The sequence below is a fragment of the Streptomyces sp. NPDC058375 genome (assembly GCF_042723425.1).
Taxonomy (GTDB): Bacteria; Actinomycetota; Actinomycetes; order Streptomycetales; family Streptomycetaceae; genus Streptomyces; species Streptomyces durocortorensis.
Map to the genome: position 1 here is coordinate 21839 of NZ_JBHXJG010000045.1, position 14225 is coordinate 36063.

General features: G+C 72.4%; 11 protein-coding genes. 3 read left to right on the forward strand and 8 right to left on the reverse strand.

Going from position 1 to position 14225, the window contains the following annotated elements; translation table 11 throughout:
* Positions 1-34 precede the first annotated feature (34 nt).
* Positions 35-865, forward strand: coding sequence for a GNAT family N-acetyltransferase (locus tag ACFWM7_RS10690; protein ID WP_383257863.1), 831 nt, complete (start codon positions 35-37; stop codon positions 863-865).
* Positions 862-1320 (forward strand): hypothetical protein, encoded by a 459-nt coding sequence (locus ACFWM7_RS10695; protein ID WP_383257869.1) that lies wholly within the window; start codon positions 862-864, stop codon positions 1318-1320. Before ACFWM7_RS10690 ends, ACFWM7_RS10695 begins: the two co-directional genes overlap by 4 nt.
* On the opposite strand, the gene ACFWM7_RS10700 is transcribed toward ACFWM7_RS10695, so the two are convergent.
* Both ACFWM7_RS10700 and ACFWM7_RS10705 read right to left on the reverse strand, forming a co-directional pair.
* The gene (locus tag ACFWM7_RS10700) at positions 1307-3598 is read right to left on the reverse strand and encodes a bifunctional salicylyl-CoA 5-hydroxylase/oxidoreductase (protein WP_383257872.1); all 2292 of its coding nucleotides are present in this window, start codon (positions 3596-3598) and stop codon (positions 1307-1309) included. The two genes, ACFWM7_RS10695 and ACFWM7_RS10700, sit on opposite strands and share 14 nt — an antisense overlap.
* A 2-nt stretch (positions 3599-3600) precedes the next feature.
* Positions 3601-4428: an enoyl-CoA hydratase family protein gene (locus tag ACFWM7_RS10705; RefSeq protein ID WP_383257875.1), complete on the reverse strand. Its 828-nt coding sequence runs from the start codon at positions 4426-4428 to the stop codon at positions 3601-3603.
* Positions 4429-4748: 320 nt separating this feature from the next.
* On the opposite strand from ACFWM7_RS10705, the gene ACFWM7_RS10710 reads away from it, so the two are divergent.
* On the forward strand, positions 4749-5198 hold the full coding sequence (locus ACFWM7_RS10710) for an ATP-binding protein (RefSeq protein ID WP_097867015.1): 450 nt from the start codon (positions 4749-4751) through the stop codon (positions 5196-5198).
* Here the strand turns inward: ACFWM7_RS10710 and ACFWM7_RS10715 are convergent.
* The 6 genes from ACFWM7_RS10715 to mmuM form a co-directional block, all read right to left on the reverse strand.
* Positions 5149-6636 carry an amino acid permease gene (locus ACFWM7_RS10715; RefSeq protein ID WP_383257878.1) on the reverse strand — a complete coding sequence of 496 codons (1488 nt, stop codon included), beginning with the start codon at positions 6634-6636 and terminating at the stop codon, positions 5149-5151. The two genes, ACFWM7_RS10710 and ACFWM7_RS10715, sit on opposite strands and share 50 nt — an antisense overlap.
* Positions 6637-6854: 218 nt before the next feature.
* Positions 6855-7859 carry an ornithine carbamoyltransferase gene (gene argF / locus ACFWM7_RS10720; RefSeq protein ID WP_383257886.1) on the reverse strand — a complete coding sequence of 335 codons (1005 nt, stop codon included), beginning with the start codon at positions 7857-7859 and terminating at the stop codon, positions 6855-6857.
* Between the two features lie 134 nt (positions 7860-7993).
* On the reverse strand, positions 7994-9229 hold the full coding sequence (locus ACFWM7_RS10725) for an arginine deiminase (RefSeq protein WP_383257891.1): 1236 nt from the start codon (positions 9227-9229) through the stop codon (positions 7994-7996).
* A 57-nt stretch (positions 9230-9286) separates the two neighbouring features.
* A complete protein-coding gene (locus tag ACFWM7_RS10730) occupies positions 9287-11872 on the reverse strand; it encodes a polynucleotide kinase-phosphatase (protein ID WP_383257896.1) in 2586 nt (861 codons plus the stop codon).
* A complete protein-coding gene (locus ACFWM7_RS10735; RefSeq protein ID WP_383257903.1) occupies positions 11869-13356 on the reverse strand; it encodes a 3' terminal RNA ribose 2'-O-methyltransferase Hen1 in 1488 nt (495 codons plus the stop codon). Before ACFWM7_RS10735 ends, ACFWM7_RS10730 begins: the two co-directional genes overlap by 4 nt.
* A 56-nt stretch (positions 13357-13412) precedes the next feature.
* Positions 13413-14225 (reverse strand): homocysteine S-methyltransferase (gene mmuM / locus ACFWM7_RS10740; protein WP_383257906.1); only part of this gene is annotated, 813 nt, incomplete at its 5' end.

Sequence of the window (14225 nt, forward strand, 5' to 3'; positions counted from 1 at the left end):
GTGCCCCGGCCGCCGCCCCCGGGCAGGATGAGGCATGACCTGGACCTTCACCGACGACGTCGACGTGTTCCTCGCCGCCGCCGGCCCGTCGCTCGCCGCGCGGCCCGTCGAGCACACGATGGCGCTGTCGGTCACCGAGCGGCTGCGGCGCTCCGGCGCGCATCACTACGGTGCGGACGATCCCGTGCTCGGGTGGTGGCGCGGGGCGGACGGAGCGGTGACGGGGACGCTCGTGCGCACGCCGCCGCATGTGGCGCTGCTGACCGCCCTGGCCGCGGAGGCAGTGGAGCCGCTGGTAGAGGCCCTGGGGGCGGGGCCCGACCTCGACGGAGTCAACGCGGACCGGGACATCGCGGCGCTGCTGGCCGCTCGGCTGCCGGGCTACCGGACCGTGCAGGAGCACCGGCTGTACCGGGTGGGCGCGCTGCGAGCCCCCTCCCCCGCGCCGGAGGGCCGGGCCAGGGCGGCGACGCGGGCGGACCGGGCGCTGCTGGTGGAGTGGGTGCACGGGTTCGCCGAAGCGACCGGGCAGTCGAAGTCCTCGGCCGAGTGGTCGGTGGACGACGGCACGGAGCGCGGGGCGCTCACCCTCTGGGAGAGCGGCGGTGCGCCGGTGGCCCTGGCGGGGCGCACCCGGATGCTGGCGGGCACGGTGCGGGTGACGTTGGTGTACACCCCGCCGGAGCTGCGCGGCCGGGGGTACGCGGCCGCGGTGACGGCCGCTGCCTCCCGGGCCGCGGTGGAGGAGGGCGCGGCGGAGGTGCTGCTCTTCGCGGACCTGGCCAATCCGACGAGCAACGGCGTGTATCTGCGCATCGGTTACGAGCCGGTGGCGGACCGGGTGCAGATGAGGAGGGACAGATGACGACGGAGCGGCAGGGCCCGGCGGAGCCCGGGACACCCGAGCCGATGTGGCTCGTCGCCGCGAATGTGGTGCGGTGGCGGCGGTACGGGGACGGCGGGCAGGAGTTGCGACCGGGGACCAAGTCGTACCGGGGCGGGGCGAAGGTGTACGTCGTCGACACCTACCCGGGCATGGCGCACGAGCAGGTGACCACCATCGGGCGGGCCCGCACCGGCCGCTGGATCACCGTCGACACGGGCTCACGCCATCTGCACACCTTCCGGGCCAAGCAGGTGTACGCGCCGACCGCGCTGCGGCGGGCCGAAGCGATCGCGTGGCGCCCGCAGTCCCGGGAGGAGGCCGAGGAGTTGGCCGGCCTGCTGGAGCGGCTTGCCGCCGGGTACCGCGAGACCCACCACAGCGCGCCCCACCCCACGCCCTGCCTCTGCCACACGTGCCTGGTCACCCCAGCCTGAGCCGGGGCTTGGGCCCGTCGGTGCGGCCGGTGGGCGGGGTGCGGCTGCCCGCGCCGTACGGGAGGGGCCAGGGCGCGCCCGGTCCGGTGTAGCCCTGTTCGGCGGCCGCGTGGAGGGTCCAGTGCGGGTCGTACAGGTGGGGGCGGGCCAGGGCGCAGAGGTCGGCGCGGCCCGCGAGGAGCAGGGAGTTGACGTCGTCCCAGGAGGAGATCGCGCCGACCGCGATGACGGGGACGTCCACGGAGTTGCGGATCCGGTCGGCGTACGGGGTCTGGTAGGAGCGGCCGTATTCGGGGCGCTCGTCGGGGACGACCTGGCCGGTGGATACGTCGATGGCATCCGCCCCGTGTTCGGCGAAGGCGCGGGCGAGCGTGACGGCGTCCTCGGCGTCGGTGCCGCCCTCGGCCCAGTCGGTGGCGGAGATCCGCACGGTCATCGGCCGTTCCTCCGGCCACACTTCGCGTACGGCGTCGAAGACTTCGAGGGGGAAGCGGAGGCGTCCGGCCAGTGGTCCGCCGTAGGCGTCGGTGCGGTGGTTGGTGAGCGGGGAAAGGAAGCCGGAGAGCAAGTAGCCGTGGGCGCAGTGGAGTTCGAGGAGGTCGAAGCCGGAGTGGGCGGCGCGCCGGGCGGCCGCCACGAACTGCTCGCGTACGGCGTCGAGTCCGGCCCGGTCCAGCTCGGCCGGGACCTGGCTGACGCCGGGCTCGTACGGGAGGGGGGATGCGGCCGTCAGCGGCCAGTTGCCGCTGTCCAGGGGCTGGTCGATGCCCTCCCACATGAGCCTGGTGGAGCCCTTGCGGCCGGAGTGGCCGAGTTGGACGCCGATCGCGGCGCCGGGGGCCGAGGTGTGAACGAAGTCGGTGATCCGCCGCCAGGCCAGGCCCTGTTCGTCGTTCCACAGGCCGGTGCAGCCGGGGGTGATGCGGCCCTCGGGGCTGACGCAGACCATCTCGGTCATGGTGAGTCCGGCGCCGCCGAGCGCCCGGGCCCCGAGGTGGACGAGGTGGAAGTCGCCGGGGAGGCCGTCCGTGGCGGAGTACATGTCCATGGGTGAGACGACGACGCGGTTGCGCAGTTCGAGGCCGCGCAGCCGCAGCGGGGTGAACATCGGCGGGGTGCCGGGCGGGCAGCCGAACTCTCCCTCGACGGCGGCGGTGAACGAGGCGTCGCGCAGCCGGAGGTTGTCGTGGGTGACCCGGCGGCTGCGGGTGAGCAGGTTGAACGCGAAGCGGCGGGGCGACTGGTCGACGTACTGGGCCAGCTCCTCGAACCAGCGCAGGCTGGCGGCGGCCGCGCGCTGGGTGGAGGCGACGACCGGGCGGCGTTCGGCCTCGTACGCAGCCAGTGCCGCGGGCAGGTCGGGCTGTTCCTCGATGCAGGCGGCCAGCGCGAGGGCGTCCTCGACGGCGAGCTTGGTGCCCGAGCCGATGGAGAAGTGGGCGGTGTGGGCCGCGTCACCGATGAGCACGGTGTTCCCGTGGGACCAGCGGGAGTTGGTGACCGTACGGAAGGCGAGCCAGGAGGACCGGTTGCCGCGCAGGGGGCGGCCGTCCAGGGCCTCGGTGAAGAACTTGGCGCAGCGGGCGGTGGATTCGGCCGCGTCGCAGGCGTCGAGCCCGGCGGCGCGCCACACCTCCTCGCGCATCTCGACGATGACGGTGGAGGCGTCGGCGGCGTACGGGTATCCGTGCAACTGCATGACGCCGTAAGGGGTTTCGGCGATCTCGAAGCGGAAGGCTTCGAGCGCGAAGTCAGCGGCGAGCCAGATGTAGCGGTTGCGGTGTTCGGTGATGCTCGGGCCGAGGGCGTCGGCGTGCGCGGCGCGGGTGGCGCTGTGCACCCCGTCGGCGGCGATGACCAGGTCGTGGTGGGCGGCCAGCTCGGCGGCGGGCGGGGCCGGGGTGCGGAAGCGGAGGTCGACGCCGAGGGCGGCGCAGCGCTCGTGGAGGATCTCCAGGAGCCGGCGGCGACCGAGGGCGGCGAAGCCGTGTCCGCCGGAGGTGTGGGTGCGGCCGCGGTGGGCGATGTCGATGGTGTCCCAGCGGACGAATTCGCGGCTGAGGGCGCGGTACACCTCGGGGTCGGCGTGTTCGATGCCGCCGAGGGTCTCGTCGGAGAGGACGACGCCGAAGCCGAAGGTGTCGTCGGGGGCGTTGCGCTCGAAGACGGTGACCTCGCGGTCGGGGCCGAGCCGTTTGAGCAGGGACGCGGCGTAGAGCCCGCCGGGGCCGCCGCCGATGACCGCGATGCTCCGCACGGCTGTGCTCTCGCGGGTCACGGTTACCGCCCCTGCCACTTCGGGGTCCGCTTCTCGGTGAAGGCGGCGTGGAACTCGGCGTAGTCCTCGCCGTGCATCAGGAGGGCCTGGGTGTTGGCGTCCAGCTCGACGGAGGCGGCCAGCGGCATGTCCAGCTCGGCGGTGAGCAGGGCCTTGGTCTGGGCGAGGGCGAGGGCGGGGCCGTCGGCGAGGCGACGGGCCAGCTCGGCGGCACGCTCGTCGGCCTTGCCCTCCTCGGCCAGCTCGCTGATCAGGCCGATCCGCTCCGCCTCGGGGGCGCGGACGGCGTCGCCGAGCATCAGGAGCCGGGTGGCGTGGCCGAGGCCGACGACCCGGGGCAGCAGGTAGGCCGCGCCCATGTCGCCGCCGGAGAGGCCGACCCGGGTGAAGAGGAAGGCGAAGCGGGCCGAGGGGTCGGCGACCCGGAAGTCGGCGGCCAGGGCCAGCACGGCTCCGGCGCCCGCCGCGACGCCGTGGATGGCGGCGACTACGGGGAAGGGGCACTCCCGCAGGGCCCGGACGACCTGGCCGGTCATCCGGTTGAAGTCGAGTAGCTGGGCGGTGTCCATGGCCAGGGTGGCGCCGATGATCTCGTCGACGTCGCCGCCGGAGCAGAAGCCGCGCCCCTCACCGGCGAGGACGAGGGCGCGGACGGAGCGTTCGCGGGAGAGCTCGGCGAGGAGGTCGCGCAGATCCGCGTAGGCGCCGAAGGTGAGCGCGTTGAGTTTTTCGGGGCGGGAGAATGTGACGGTTGCCACACCGTCGTCCCGGGTCAGCCGGAGATGACGCCATTCCTCGGTGCTCGGGGCCGAGCTGGGAAACGGGCTCATGGAGGGATCCCCTTCAGCGATCGGGCTGGTGCCGGCCGTGCGCGGGTCAGGTTCCGCCTCGAAGTTATCACTCCTACGTGACTGCCGTCACGAGGTCGCAATACAGCATCCATGAGACTGTTGTGGCGAAAGTCCCCTTTGCTCCGGCCGACCGCCCCTATGGCTGGGCCGGAGCGGTTCGTAAGGTTGAAACCGGGAAGTCCCGACACGAGCACGACGCGAACCCGAGAACGAGTACGACGCGAACCCGAGAAGACGTGAACCTGAGAAGTCGAGACCTCCCGCTTCGAGGAAGACCCGCTCCCGAACGGAACCCTGCCGTGCCGCCCGATGTCCCCGTCCCCGCCTCCTGGCGCATCGCCCTGCCGCACTCCACCGCGGCCGTGCCGATCGCCCGCGCTCTCATCCGTACGGCGCTGTCGGACATCGACGCCCCGGCCGACAGCGACACCGCCGAGCTGCTGACCGCCGAACTGGTGGCCAACGCGGTCGAGCACACGCTGGGCGGTGAGCCCATCGAGCTGGTCGTGGAGCTGCTGCCGACCGGCTGCCAGGTCGAGGTGCACGACCGCGACCCCGCTCCGCCGGGCGACCTGTCCCGGCCGCAGCCGGGCTGTGAGGTCGATCCCTGGCAGGAGCACGGCCGCGGCCTGCTGCTCATCCGGACCCTCAGCTCCGCGTGCGGTCACCGCACCACGGAGCACGGCAAGGCCGTCTGGTTCACGCTTCCGGCGATACCGGCGCAGCCGGGCCCGTCCCCGGGGAGCTGACCAGCCGGGAGCGCTTGCGCCCGTATCCGGCGTACAGCAGCGAGCCGACGGCCAGGAAGACCGCGAACTGGACCCAGGTCGTCCAGCCGGTCCCGTACATCAGGTAGAGGCAGAACACGACGCCCAGCAGCGGGCTCACCGGGTAGAGCGGAACCCGGAAGGTCCGCTTCAGCTCGGGGTTGCGGCGACGGAGCACCACCACCGCGACATTGACGGCGACCATCGTGGCGAGCGTGCCGATGGTCGTCAGGTTCACGACCACGTCGAGCGAGACGAAGGCGGCCGGGACCGCGAAGACGCAGGCGACGATCCAGGTGTTGGCGACCGGGGTGTGGGTCTTGGGCGAGACCCGTTCGAAGACGCGCGGAATCAGTCCGTCACGGGACATCGACATCAGGATGCGGGTCTGCCCGTACATCACGGCGAGCACCACCGAGGCGATGGCGACGACCGCGCCGAAGGCGATGATGCCTCCGCCGACCGAGGAGTCGGTGACCTCGTTGACGGCGATCGACAGAGCGGCGCTCTTGTTCGCGACGGCGTCCGAGCCGATCGCGCCGATGGCCGAGAGCGCCACCGCGCAGTAGAGCAGGGTGACGACGCCGATGCAGATCAGGATGGCGATCGGGATGTTCCGCCGGGGGTTCTTGACCTCTTCGCCGGCGGTGGTGATGGCGTCGAAGCCGATGTAGGAGAAGAACGCGAGCGAGGCGCCCGCGGTGATCCCGCCGAGCCCGTGGGTGGCGAACGGCATGAGGTTGTCGTCCTGGAAGGCGCTGAACGCCACGGCGCAGAACGCCACGAGGATGCCGATCTTGAGGACCGCCATCGCGGCGGTGGCGGTGGCGCTCTCCCGGACGCCGCGCACCAGCAGGGTCGCGGCCATCGCGATCACGACGACCGCGGGCAGGTTGACCACACCGCCGTCACCGGGCCCGGAGGACAGGGCGGCGGGCAGTTCCCAGCCGAACAGGCTGTTCAGCAGCTCGTTGACGTACTGGCTCCAGCCCACCGCGACGGCGGAGACCGAGACGCCGTACTCCAGCAGCAGGCACCAGCCGACGAGGAAGGCGGTGCGCTCGCCGAGCGCCGCGTACGCGAAGGAGTACGAGCTTCCGGAGACCGGGATGGCGCCGCCCAGCTCGGCGAAGGACAGGGCGGTGAAGATGCAGGTGATCGCCGCGAGGAGATACGAGATCACGACGGCGGGGCCTGCCTCGGCGACGCTGTCGGAGAGCCCGACGAAGATGCCGGTGCCGACGATCGCGCCGACCCCGAAGCAGACGAGCTGGAAGAGGCCCATCGTGCGCTTGAGGCCGTGGCCCTCCAGGTCGCCGCCGGATTCGGCGATGAGCTGGTCGGGGCTCTTGCGGCGCAGGTCCCGCTGGGGGAGGCCGGGGGGCTTCGGGGTGCCGGATCGCGGCAGACCGGTGCTCATGCGGGACGTTCTCATCTCTGGTGGTGCAGTGGGGGGACGGTCCGTGCGCCGGGTGCGGCGACACAGGTAAGGGGCTCGGGCCCCGCAGGGGTCTCCCCGGGTCCGAACCCCACCAAGAGCCGACATGGTAGCCACCAGCGCGCATGTTCACCCAATCGGGTGTATGAGCATGCGAACCCCTGCCCCGTACGCGTACCCGGGTGTCCGTGCGGGCCGGGCTACTTCCCGGCCAGCGTCGCCACCAGCACGGCCTTGATCGTGTGCATCCGGTTCTCCGCCTGGTCGAAGACGACGGAGTGCGCGGACTCGAAGACCTCATCGCTGACCTCCAGCTCGGTCAGCCCGTACCTGGCGTGGATGTCCCGGCCGACCTGGGTGCCGAGGTCGTGGAAGGCCGGCAGGCAGTGCAGGAACTTCACGTCCGGGTTGCCGGTGGCCCGCAGGACGTCCATGGTCACGGCGTAGGGCCCGAGGGCGGCGATGCGCTCGGCCCACACCTCCTTGGGCTCCCCCATGGAGACCCAGACGTCGGTGGCGACGAAGTCGGCGCCCCGGACGCCTTCGGCCACGTCGCCGGTGAGGGTGATCGTCGCGCCGCTGACTTCGGCGAGCTTCCGGGCCTGCGCCACGACCGCCTCGGCCGGCCGGTACGCCTCGGGGGCGACGATCCTGACGTCCAGGCCGAGCAGGGCGCCGGTGATCAGGTAGGAGTTGCCCATGTTGAAGCGGGCGTCTCCGAGGTAGGCGAAGGCCGTTCCGGCGAGGCCGCCCGCGCGCCACTCGGTCATGGTGAGCACGTCGGCCAGCATCTGGGTGGGGTGCCAGTCGTCGGTGAGCCCGTTGAAGACCGGCACCCCGCCGTACGCGGCCAGCTCCTCGACGGCCTGCTGGCTGTCGCCCCGGTACTCGATCCCGTCGAACATCCGGCCGAGGACCCGGGCGGTGTCCCGCACCGACTCCTTGTGGCCCATCTGGGAGCCTGCGGGGTCGAGGTAGGTGGTGAAGGCGCCCTGGTCGGCGGCGGCGACCTCGAACGCGCAGCGCGTACGGGTCGAGGTCTTCTCGAAGATCAGCGCGATGTTCTTCCCGCGCAGCCGCTGGACCTCGACCTCGGCCTTCTTGGCCGCCTTGAGCTCGGCGGCCAGCGCGACCAGGCCGAGGAACTCCTCGGAGGTGAAGTCCAGCTCCTTGAGGAAGTGGCGGCCGGTGAGGTCTATGGCCATGATGACTGCTCCTGGGTCGGGCGGGGATCGGCGCACTGCGCTCGGCAGAACTGGAAGTCTATACGATTAAGCGCATCCCTATACAGGGCTGGGGGCTCCCGATCAGTCGACCTCTCAGCCGATCCGTCGGCCTCTCATGCGACGGGATCCCGCTCCACCGGGCAGCTCATGCAGCGCGGCCCGCCCCGCCCCCGGCCCAGCTCGCTGCCCCGGATCTCGATCACCTCGATGCCCTGCTTGCGCAGATAGGTGTTGGTGGTGGCGTTGCGCTCGTAGGCGACGACGACGCCGGGCTCGACCGCGAGCACGTTGCAGCCGTCGTCCCACTGCTCACGCTCGGCCGCGTGCACGTCCTGGGTGGCGGTGAGCACCCGGATCGAGTCGAGGCCGAGGGCGGCGGCGATGGCCCGGTGCATGTGCTCGGGCGGATGGTCGGTGACCTTCAGCTCGCGGGGGCCGCTGCCGGGCTCGATGGTGTACGAGCGGAGCATGCCGAGACCGGCGTACTGGGTGAACGTGTCGCCGTCGACCATCGTCATCACCGTGTCCAGGTGCATGAACGCCCGGGCCTTGGGCATGTCGAGCGCCACGATCGTGCGCGCCGAACCGGCGTCGAAGAGGCCCCGGGCCAGCATCTCCACCGCCTGCGGCGTGGTGCGCTCGCTCATCCCGATCAGGACCGCGCCCTGCCCGATGACCAGAACGTCACCGCCCTCGATGGTGGAGGGGTAGTCGTCCTGCCCCTCCGACCAGTGGTGGAAGACGCCCGCCTCCGAGCCGGTGAAGAGCGGATGATGCCGGTAGATGGCCTCGAAGTGGACGGTCTCGCGCTGCCGGGCGGGCCAGCGCATCGCGTTGATGGAGACCCCGTCGTAGATCCACGCCGAGGTGTCCCGGGTGAAGAGGTGGTTGGGCAGGGGGCCGAGCAGGAAGTCGTCCAGGTCCATGACGTGGAAGCGGACGGAGGTCGGCTCGCTGTGCCGCTCCAGGAACTCCCGCTTGGTCATGCCGCCGACCAGCGCTTCCGCCAGCTCCTGCGAGGACAACTCCTCGAAGGCGGCCCGCAGATGCTCGGTGGCGAGCGGGCCGTACTCCTTCTCGTCGAAGACCCGGTCGAGCACGAGGCGCCGGGCGACCGGGATGTCGAGGGACTCGCGCAGGAGGTCGCCGAAGAGGTGCACGGCGACCCCCCGGTCGCGCAGGACGTCGGCGAACCCGTCGTGCTCCTCCCGGGCGCGGCGCACCCACAGGACGTCGTCGAACAGGAGCGCGTCCTTGTTCCTGGGGGTGAGCCGCTTCAGCTCCAGATCGGGGCGGTGGAGTATGACGCGGCGCAGCCGCCCGGCTTCGGAGTCGACATGGAATCCCATGTCTTCATCCTCACCGCGCGGAGCGCCGTTCACCCCGCGAACCGCTCACCGGTTCGTTCAGAGCCGGGGGTCCACCGGCTCCGACTCCAGGGCCAGGACGGCGAACACCGCCTCATGGACCCGCCACAGCGGCTCGCCCTCCGCCAGCCGGTCCAGCGCCTCCAGGCCGAGTGCGTACTCCCGCAGCGCGAGCGAGCGCTTGTGGCCGAGGAACCGGGAGCGCAGGCGCTCCAGATTCTCCGGCCGGGTGTACTCGGGGCCGTAGATGATGCGGAGGTACTCCCGGCCCCGCACCTTGATGCCGGGCTGGACCAGGCGGCCCTTGGCGTCCCGGACGAGGGCGCCGAGCGGCTTGACGACCATGCCCTCGCCGCCGCGCCCCGTCATCTCCAGCCACCAGTCGACGCCCGAGCGGACGGAGGCCTCGTCGCCGGTGTCGACGACGAGCCGGCGGGTGACCTGGAGCAGCCCGGTCGGGTCGTGCTCGACCAGCCGGTCGAGCCAGGCGAGCTGCTCGTCGTGCGGGACGGCGGCCAGGGAGCGGCCCTGGACGGCGAGGATCTGGAACGGGGCCAGACGCACCCCCTCCAGGCCCTCGGTGGGCCAGCAGTAGCGCCGGTACGCCTCGGTGAACGCGGCGGCGTCCTGCGCGCGGGCCCGCTGGTGTCCGGCGAGGCCCGCCACCTCGATGCCCCGGGCAGCAGCCTGCTCCAGGGCGGCGACGGCCGGCGGGAAGACCGCGCCGGACGCTGCGCCGACGGCGGCGTACTGCGAGCGCAGCAGCCCGCCCGCCTTCAGCGACCACGGCATCAGCTCGGCGTCCAGGAGCACCCAGTCGGTGTCCCACTCCGCCCAGAGCCCGGCGGCGGTGACGGCGCTGCGGAGCCGGGCCAGGATCTCTTCGGTCATGGCCGGGTCGTCCAGGAAGGGGCGGCCGGTGCGGGTGTACAGCGCGCCGGTGGGGCCCGCCGTGCCGAACCGCGCCGTCGCCGCCTCCGCGTCCTTGCAGACCAGGGCGACGGCCCGGGAGCCCATGTGCTTCTCCTCGCACACGACCCGCTCCACGCCGTCCGCCGCGTACTGCGCGAACGCCTCGGCCGGGTGCTCCAGGAAGCCGCCCTCCCGGGAGGTGGCGGTGGGGGCCATGGTGGGCGGCAGGTAGGCGAGGAGCTGCGGGTCGACGGCGAACCGGCTCATGACTTCGAGCGCGGCGGCGGCGTTCTCCTCGCGCACGGCGACGCGGCCCAGGTGCCGGGTCTCCACGACCCGGCGGCCCTGGACGTCGGCGATGTCCAGCGGCCGGCCCTCCCTGCCCCCGGGCGCCTCGGTGGCCAGCGGTTTGGTGGGCTCGTACCAGACCTTCTCGGCGGGTACGTCGACGAGTTCGCGCTCCGGCCAGCGCAGCGCGGTCATCTTCCCGCCGAAGACGGCCCCGGTGTCCAGGCAGATGGTGTTGTTGATCCAGGAGGTGGTGGGCACGGGGGTGTGGCCGTAGACCACAGTGGCGCGGCCCCGGTACTCCTCGGCCCACGGGTAGCGCACGGGCAGGCCGAACTCGTCGGTCTCGCCGGTGGTATCCCCGTACAGCGCGTGCGAGCGGACCCGGCCGGAGGTGCGGCCGTGGTACTTCTCGGGCAGCCCGGCGTGACAGACCACCAGCTTGCCCTCGTCCAGGACGTAGTGGCTGACGAGGGAGTCGATGAACTCCCGCACCTGGCCCCGGAACTCGGGGTGTTCGGCGTCCTCGCGCTCCAGTTGCTCGACGGTCTCGGCGAGCCCGTGGGTGAGCTGGACCTTGCGGCCCGCGAGATAACGGCCGAGCTTGTTCTCGTGGTTGCCGGGGACGCACAGGGCGTCGCCCGACGCCACCATGGACATCACGCGGCGCAGCACTCCGGGGCTGTCGGGGCCCCGGTCGACGAGGTCGCCGACGAACACGGCGGTGCGCCCCTCGGGGTGGGCGCCGTCCGTGTAACCGAGTCTGCCGAGCAGGGCCTCCAGCTCGGAGCTGCAGCCGTGGACGTCGCCGATGATGTCGAACGGTCCGGTGAGGTGGCGCAGGTCGTTGTAGCGGCGCTCCAGGACCACACGTGCGCTCTCGGCCTCCTCCTCGGTGCGCAGGACGTGCACCTTGCGGAAGCCCTCGCGCTCCAGGCCGCGCAGCGAGCGCCGCAGCTCGCGGCGGTGCCGCTGGATGACATGGCGGGGCATGGAGGCGCGGTCCGGGCGGGCTGCGTTGCGGGCGGCGCAGACCTCTTCGGGGAGGTCGAGGACGATGGCGATGGGCAGGACGTCGTACTTCCTGGCCAGCTGGACGAGCTGCTTGCGGCTCTCGGACTGGACGCTGGTGGCGTCGACGACGGTGAGCCGCCCGGCCTCCAGGCGCTTGCCCGCGATGTAGTGCAGCACGTCGAAGGCGTCGCGGCTGGCGCTCTGGTCGTTCTCGTCGTCGGCGACCAGGCCCCGGCAGACGTCCGAGGAGACGATCTCGGTCGGCTTGAAGTGCTTGCGGGCGAAGGTGGACTTGCCCGATCCGCTGGCGCCGATGAGGACGACCAGGGAGAGGTCGGTCACCGGCAGGGTGCGCACGGGGGCCGGGGCGGCAGCGGTCTCCGCGCCGGTGGAGCTGTGGTCTCTGTTCATGCGGCTTCCGCCTCCTTCGTCTTCTCGGTGCCGGCGATGTTCTCCGTACCCCGGGTGAACACGGCCATCTGGGTCGGCGGCCCCACCTCGGGGTCGTCCGGTCCGACCGGCACGTACCGGACGGTGTATCCGTGCCGTTCGGCGACCTGCCCGGCCCACTCCCGGAATTCGGCCCGGGTCCACTCGAAACGGTGGTCCCCGTGCCGGACGTGCCCGGCCGGGAGGGTCTCCCAGCGGACGTTGTACTCGACGTTCGGCGTGGTCACGACCACCGTCCCGGGGCGTGCGGCACCGAACACGGCGTACTCCAGGGCGGGCAGCCGGGGCAGGTCCAGGTGCTCGATCACCTCGCTGAGCACCGCCGCGTCATATCCCACGAGCCGCTTGTCGGTGTAGGTCAGCGAACCCTGCCGCAGGGTGACCCGGTCTGCCTGGCGCTCCCCCATCCGGTCCAGCTTCAGCCGCCGCGAGGCGATGGTCAGGGCGCGCATCGAGACGTCGACGCCCACGATCTCGGTGAAGCGCACGTCCTTGAGGAGCGCCTGCACCAACTGGCCCTGCCCGCAGCCGAGGTCGAGCACCCGGGTCGCCCCGACGGCGCGCAGCGCGTCGAGGATCGCGGTCCGCCGGTGCTCGGCGAGCGGGACCGGCCTCTCCTCGGTGTCGGTGCTCTCGTCCACCGCGTTGTCGACGCTCTCCACATCGAGGTCGTCCGCCTCGGCGAGCCGGACCAGCTCCAGGGCCTGGTCGGCCTGGCGGGTGAGCCCCCAGCGGTGGGACAGATAGCGCCGGGTGATCAGCGGCCGCTCGGGGTGGTCGGCCAGCCAGCCCTCCCCGGCCCGCAGCAGCTTGTCCACCTCGTCGGGCGCGACCCAGTAGTGCTTGGCGTCGTCGAGCACCGGGAGCAGGACGTAGAGCTGGCGCAGCGCGTCGGCGAGCCGCAACTCGCCCTCCAGCACCAGGCGTACGTAGCGCGAGTCGCCCCAGGCCGGGAACTGCTCGTCCAGCGGTACGGCCGTGGCCTCGACCCGCTCCCAGCCGAGCGGCGCGAACAGCTTGTGCACCAGCTCGACGCCGCCCCGGGCGGGCAGGGCGGGCACCTCGATCCGCAGCGGCAGCGGGCCGGCGGCCCGCTCGGGCATGGCCCGGCAGACCCCGCCGAGCGCGGACTTGAACACGGCGGCGAGAGCCACCGACAACAGCGAGGACGCCGCGTAGGGGCGGTCGTTGACGTACTGCGCGAGCGCCGCGTCGGGCGCGCCTCCCCGGCCCTTGCCCTTGCCGCGCCGCACCAGCGCCACCGGATCCACCTCCAGGAGGAGCGCGGCCGTGCAGCGCTCGGCGGACGCCTCGGGGTAGAAGACGTGCGCGGAGCCGTGCGAGGTGGAGAACGCCTGCGCCTTGTCGGGATGCTTGTGCAGCAGAAAGCCCAGATCAGTGGCGGGACGCTCTTGGGTGCCGGTCGTACCGATGGTCATGAACACCTGTCCGAGTATGATCCTCGCCCCCTGCCCCCACCAGGCATTTTCGCCCCGCCTGTCTACTCCTCCAGCTTCTCCGGCTCCCCCGGCTCTCCCAACACCCCCAGTCGACCGGCCAGCTCGGCTATGAGGTCAGGTCCCACCCGGCAGCAGCCCCCGACGAGCCGGGCCCCGGCCCGCGTCCACGCCTGTACCCGCCCCGGGTCGAAAGTGCTCGGCCCGGTCCATCCCCGAGCCCCGGCGTCCCACCCCTCCCCGCTGTTCGGGTAGACCACGGCGGGCCTGCCCGTGGCCGCCACCGCCTGCTCGACGGCCTCCTGCGCCTCCTCCGGATCGCAGCAGTTGACCCCGACCGCGATGACGGACCCCCGCCCGGCCGCCACCGCGAACGCCTCCTCCAACGGCTGGCCGGCCCGGGTCCGGCCGCCCGCCACGCTGTACGAGAGCCAGTACGGCAGTCCGGTCTCCTCGGCCACCCGGACCAGGGCCTCCGCCTCGTCCAGGTCCGGCACGGTCTCCAGCGCCAGGACGTCGGGCCCGGCAGCTGCGAGAGCCGCCACCCGGGGGCGGTGGAAACGCTCCAACTCCCGGACGCTCAGCCCGTAGCGCCCCCGGTACTCGCTGCCGTCCGCGAGCATCGCCCCGTACGGTCCGACCGAGGCGGCGACCCAGATCTCCCGGTCCGTCGCGCCACCGGCTCGCCGGGCCAGCTCCACGCTGCGGGCGAAGAGCTCCGCCGCCCGGTCCCGGCCTATCCCCCGCCGCGCGAACCCCTCGAACGTCGCCTGATAGCCCGAGGTGATGAGCACCTGCGCACCCGCCCGCACATAGGCCCGGTGCGCGGCATCGATCTGCCGGTCCTCGTCGAGCAG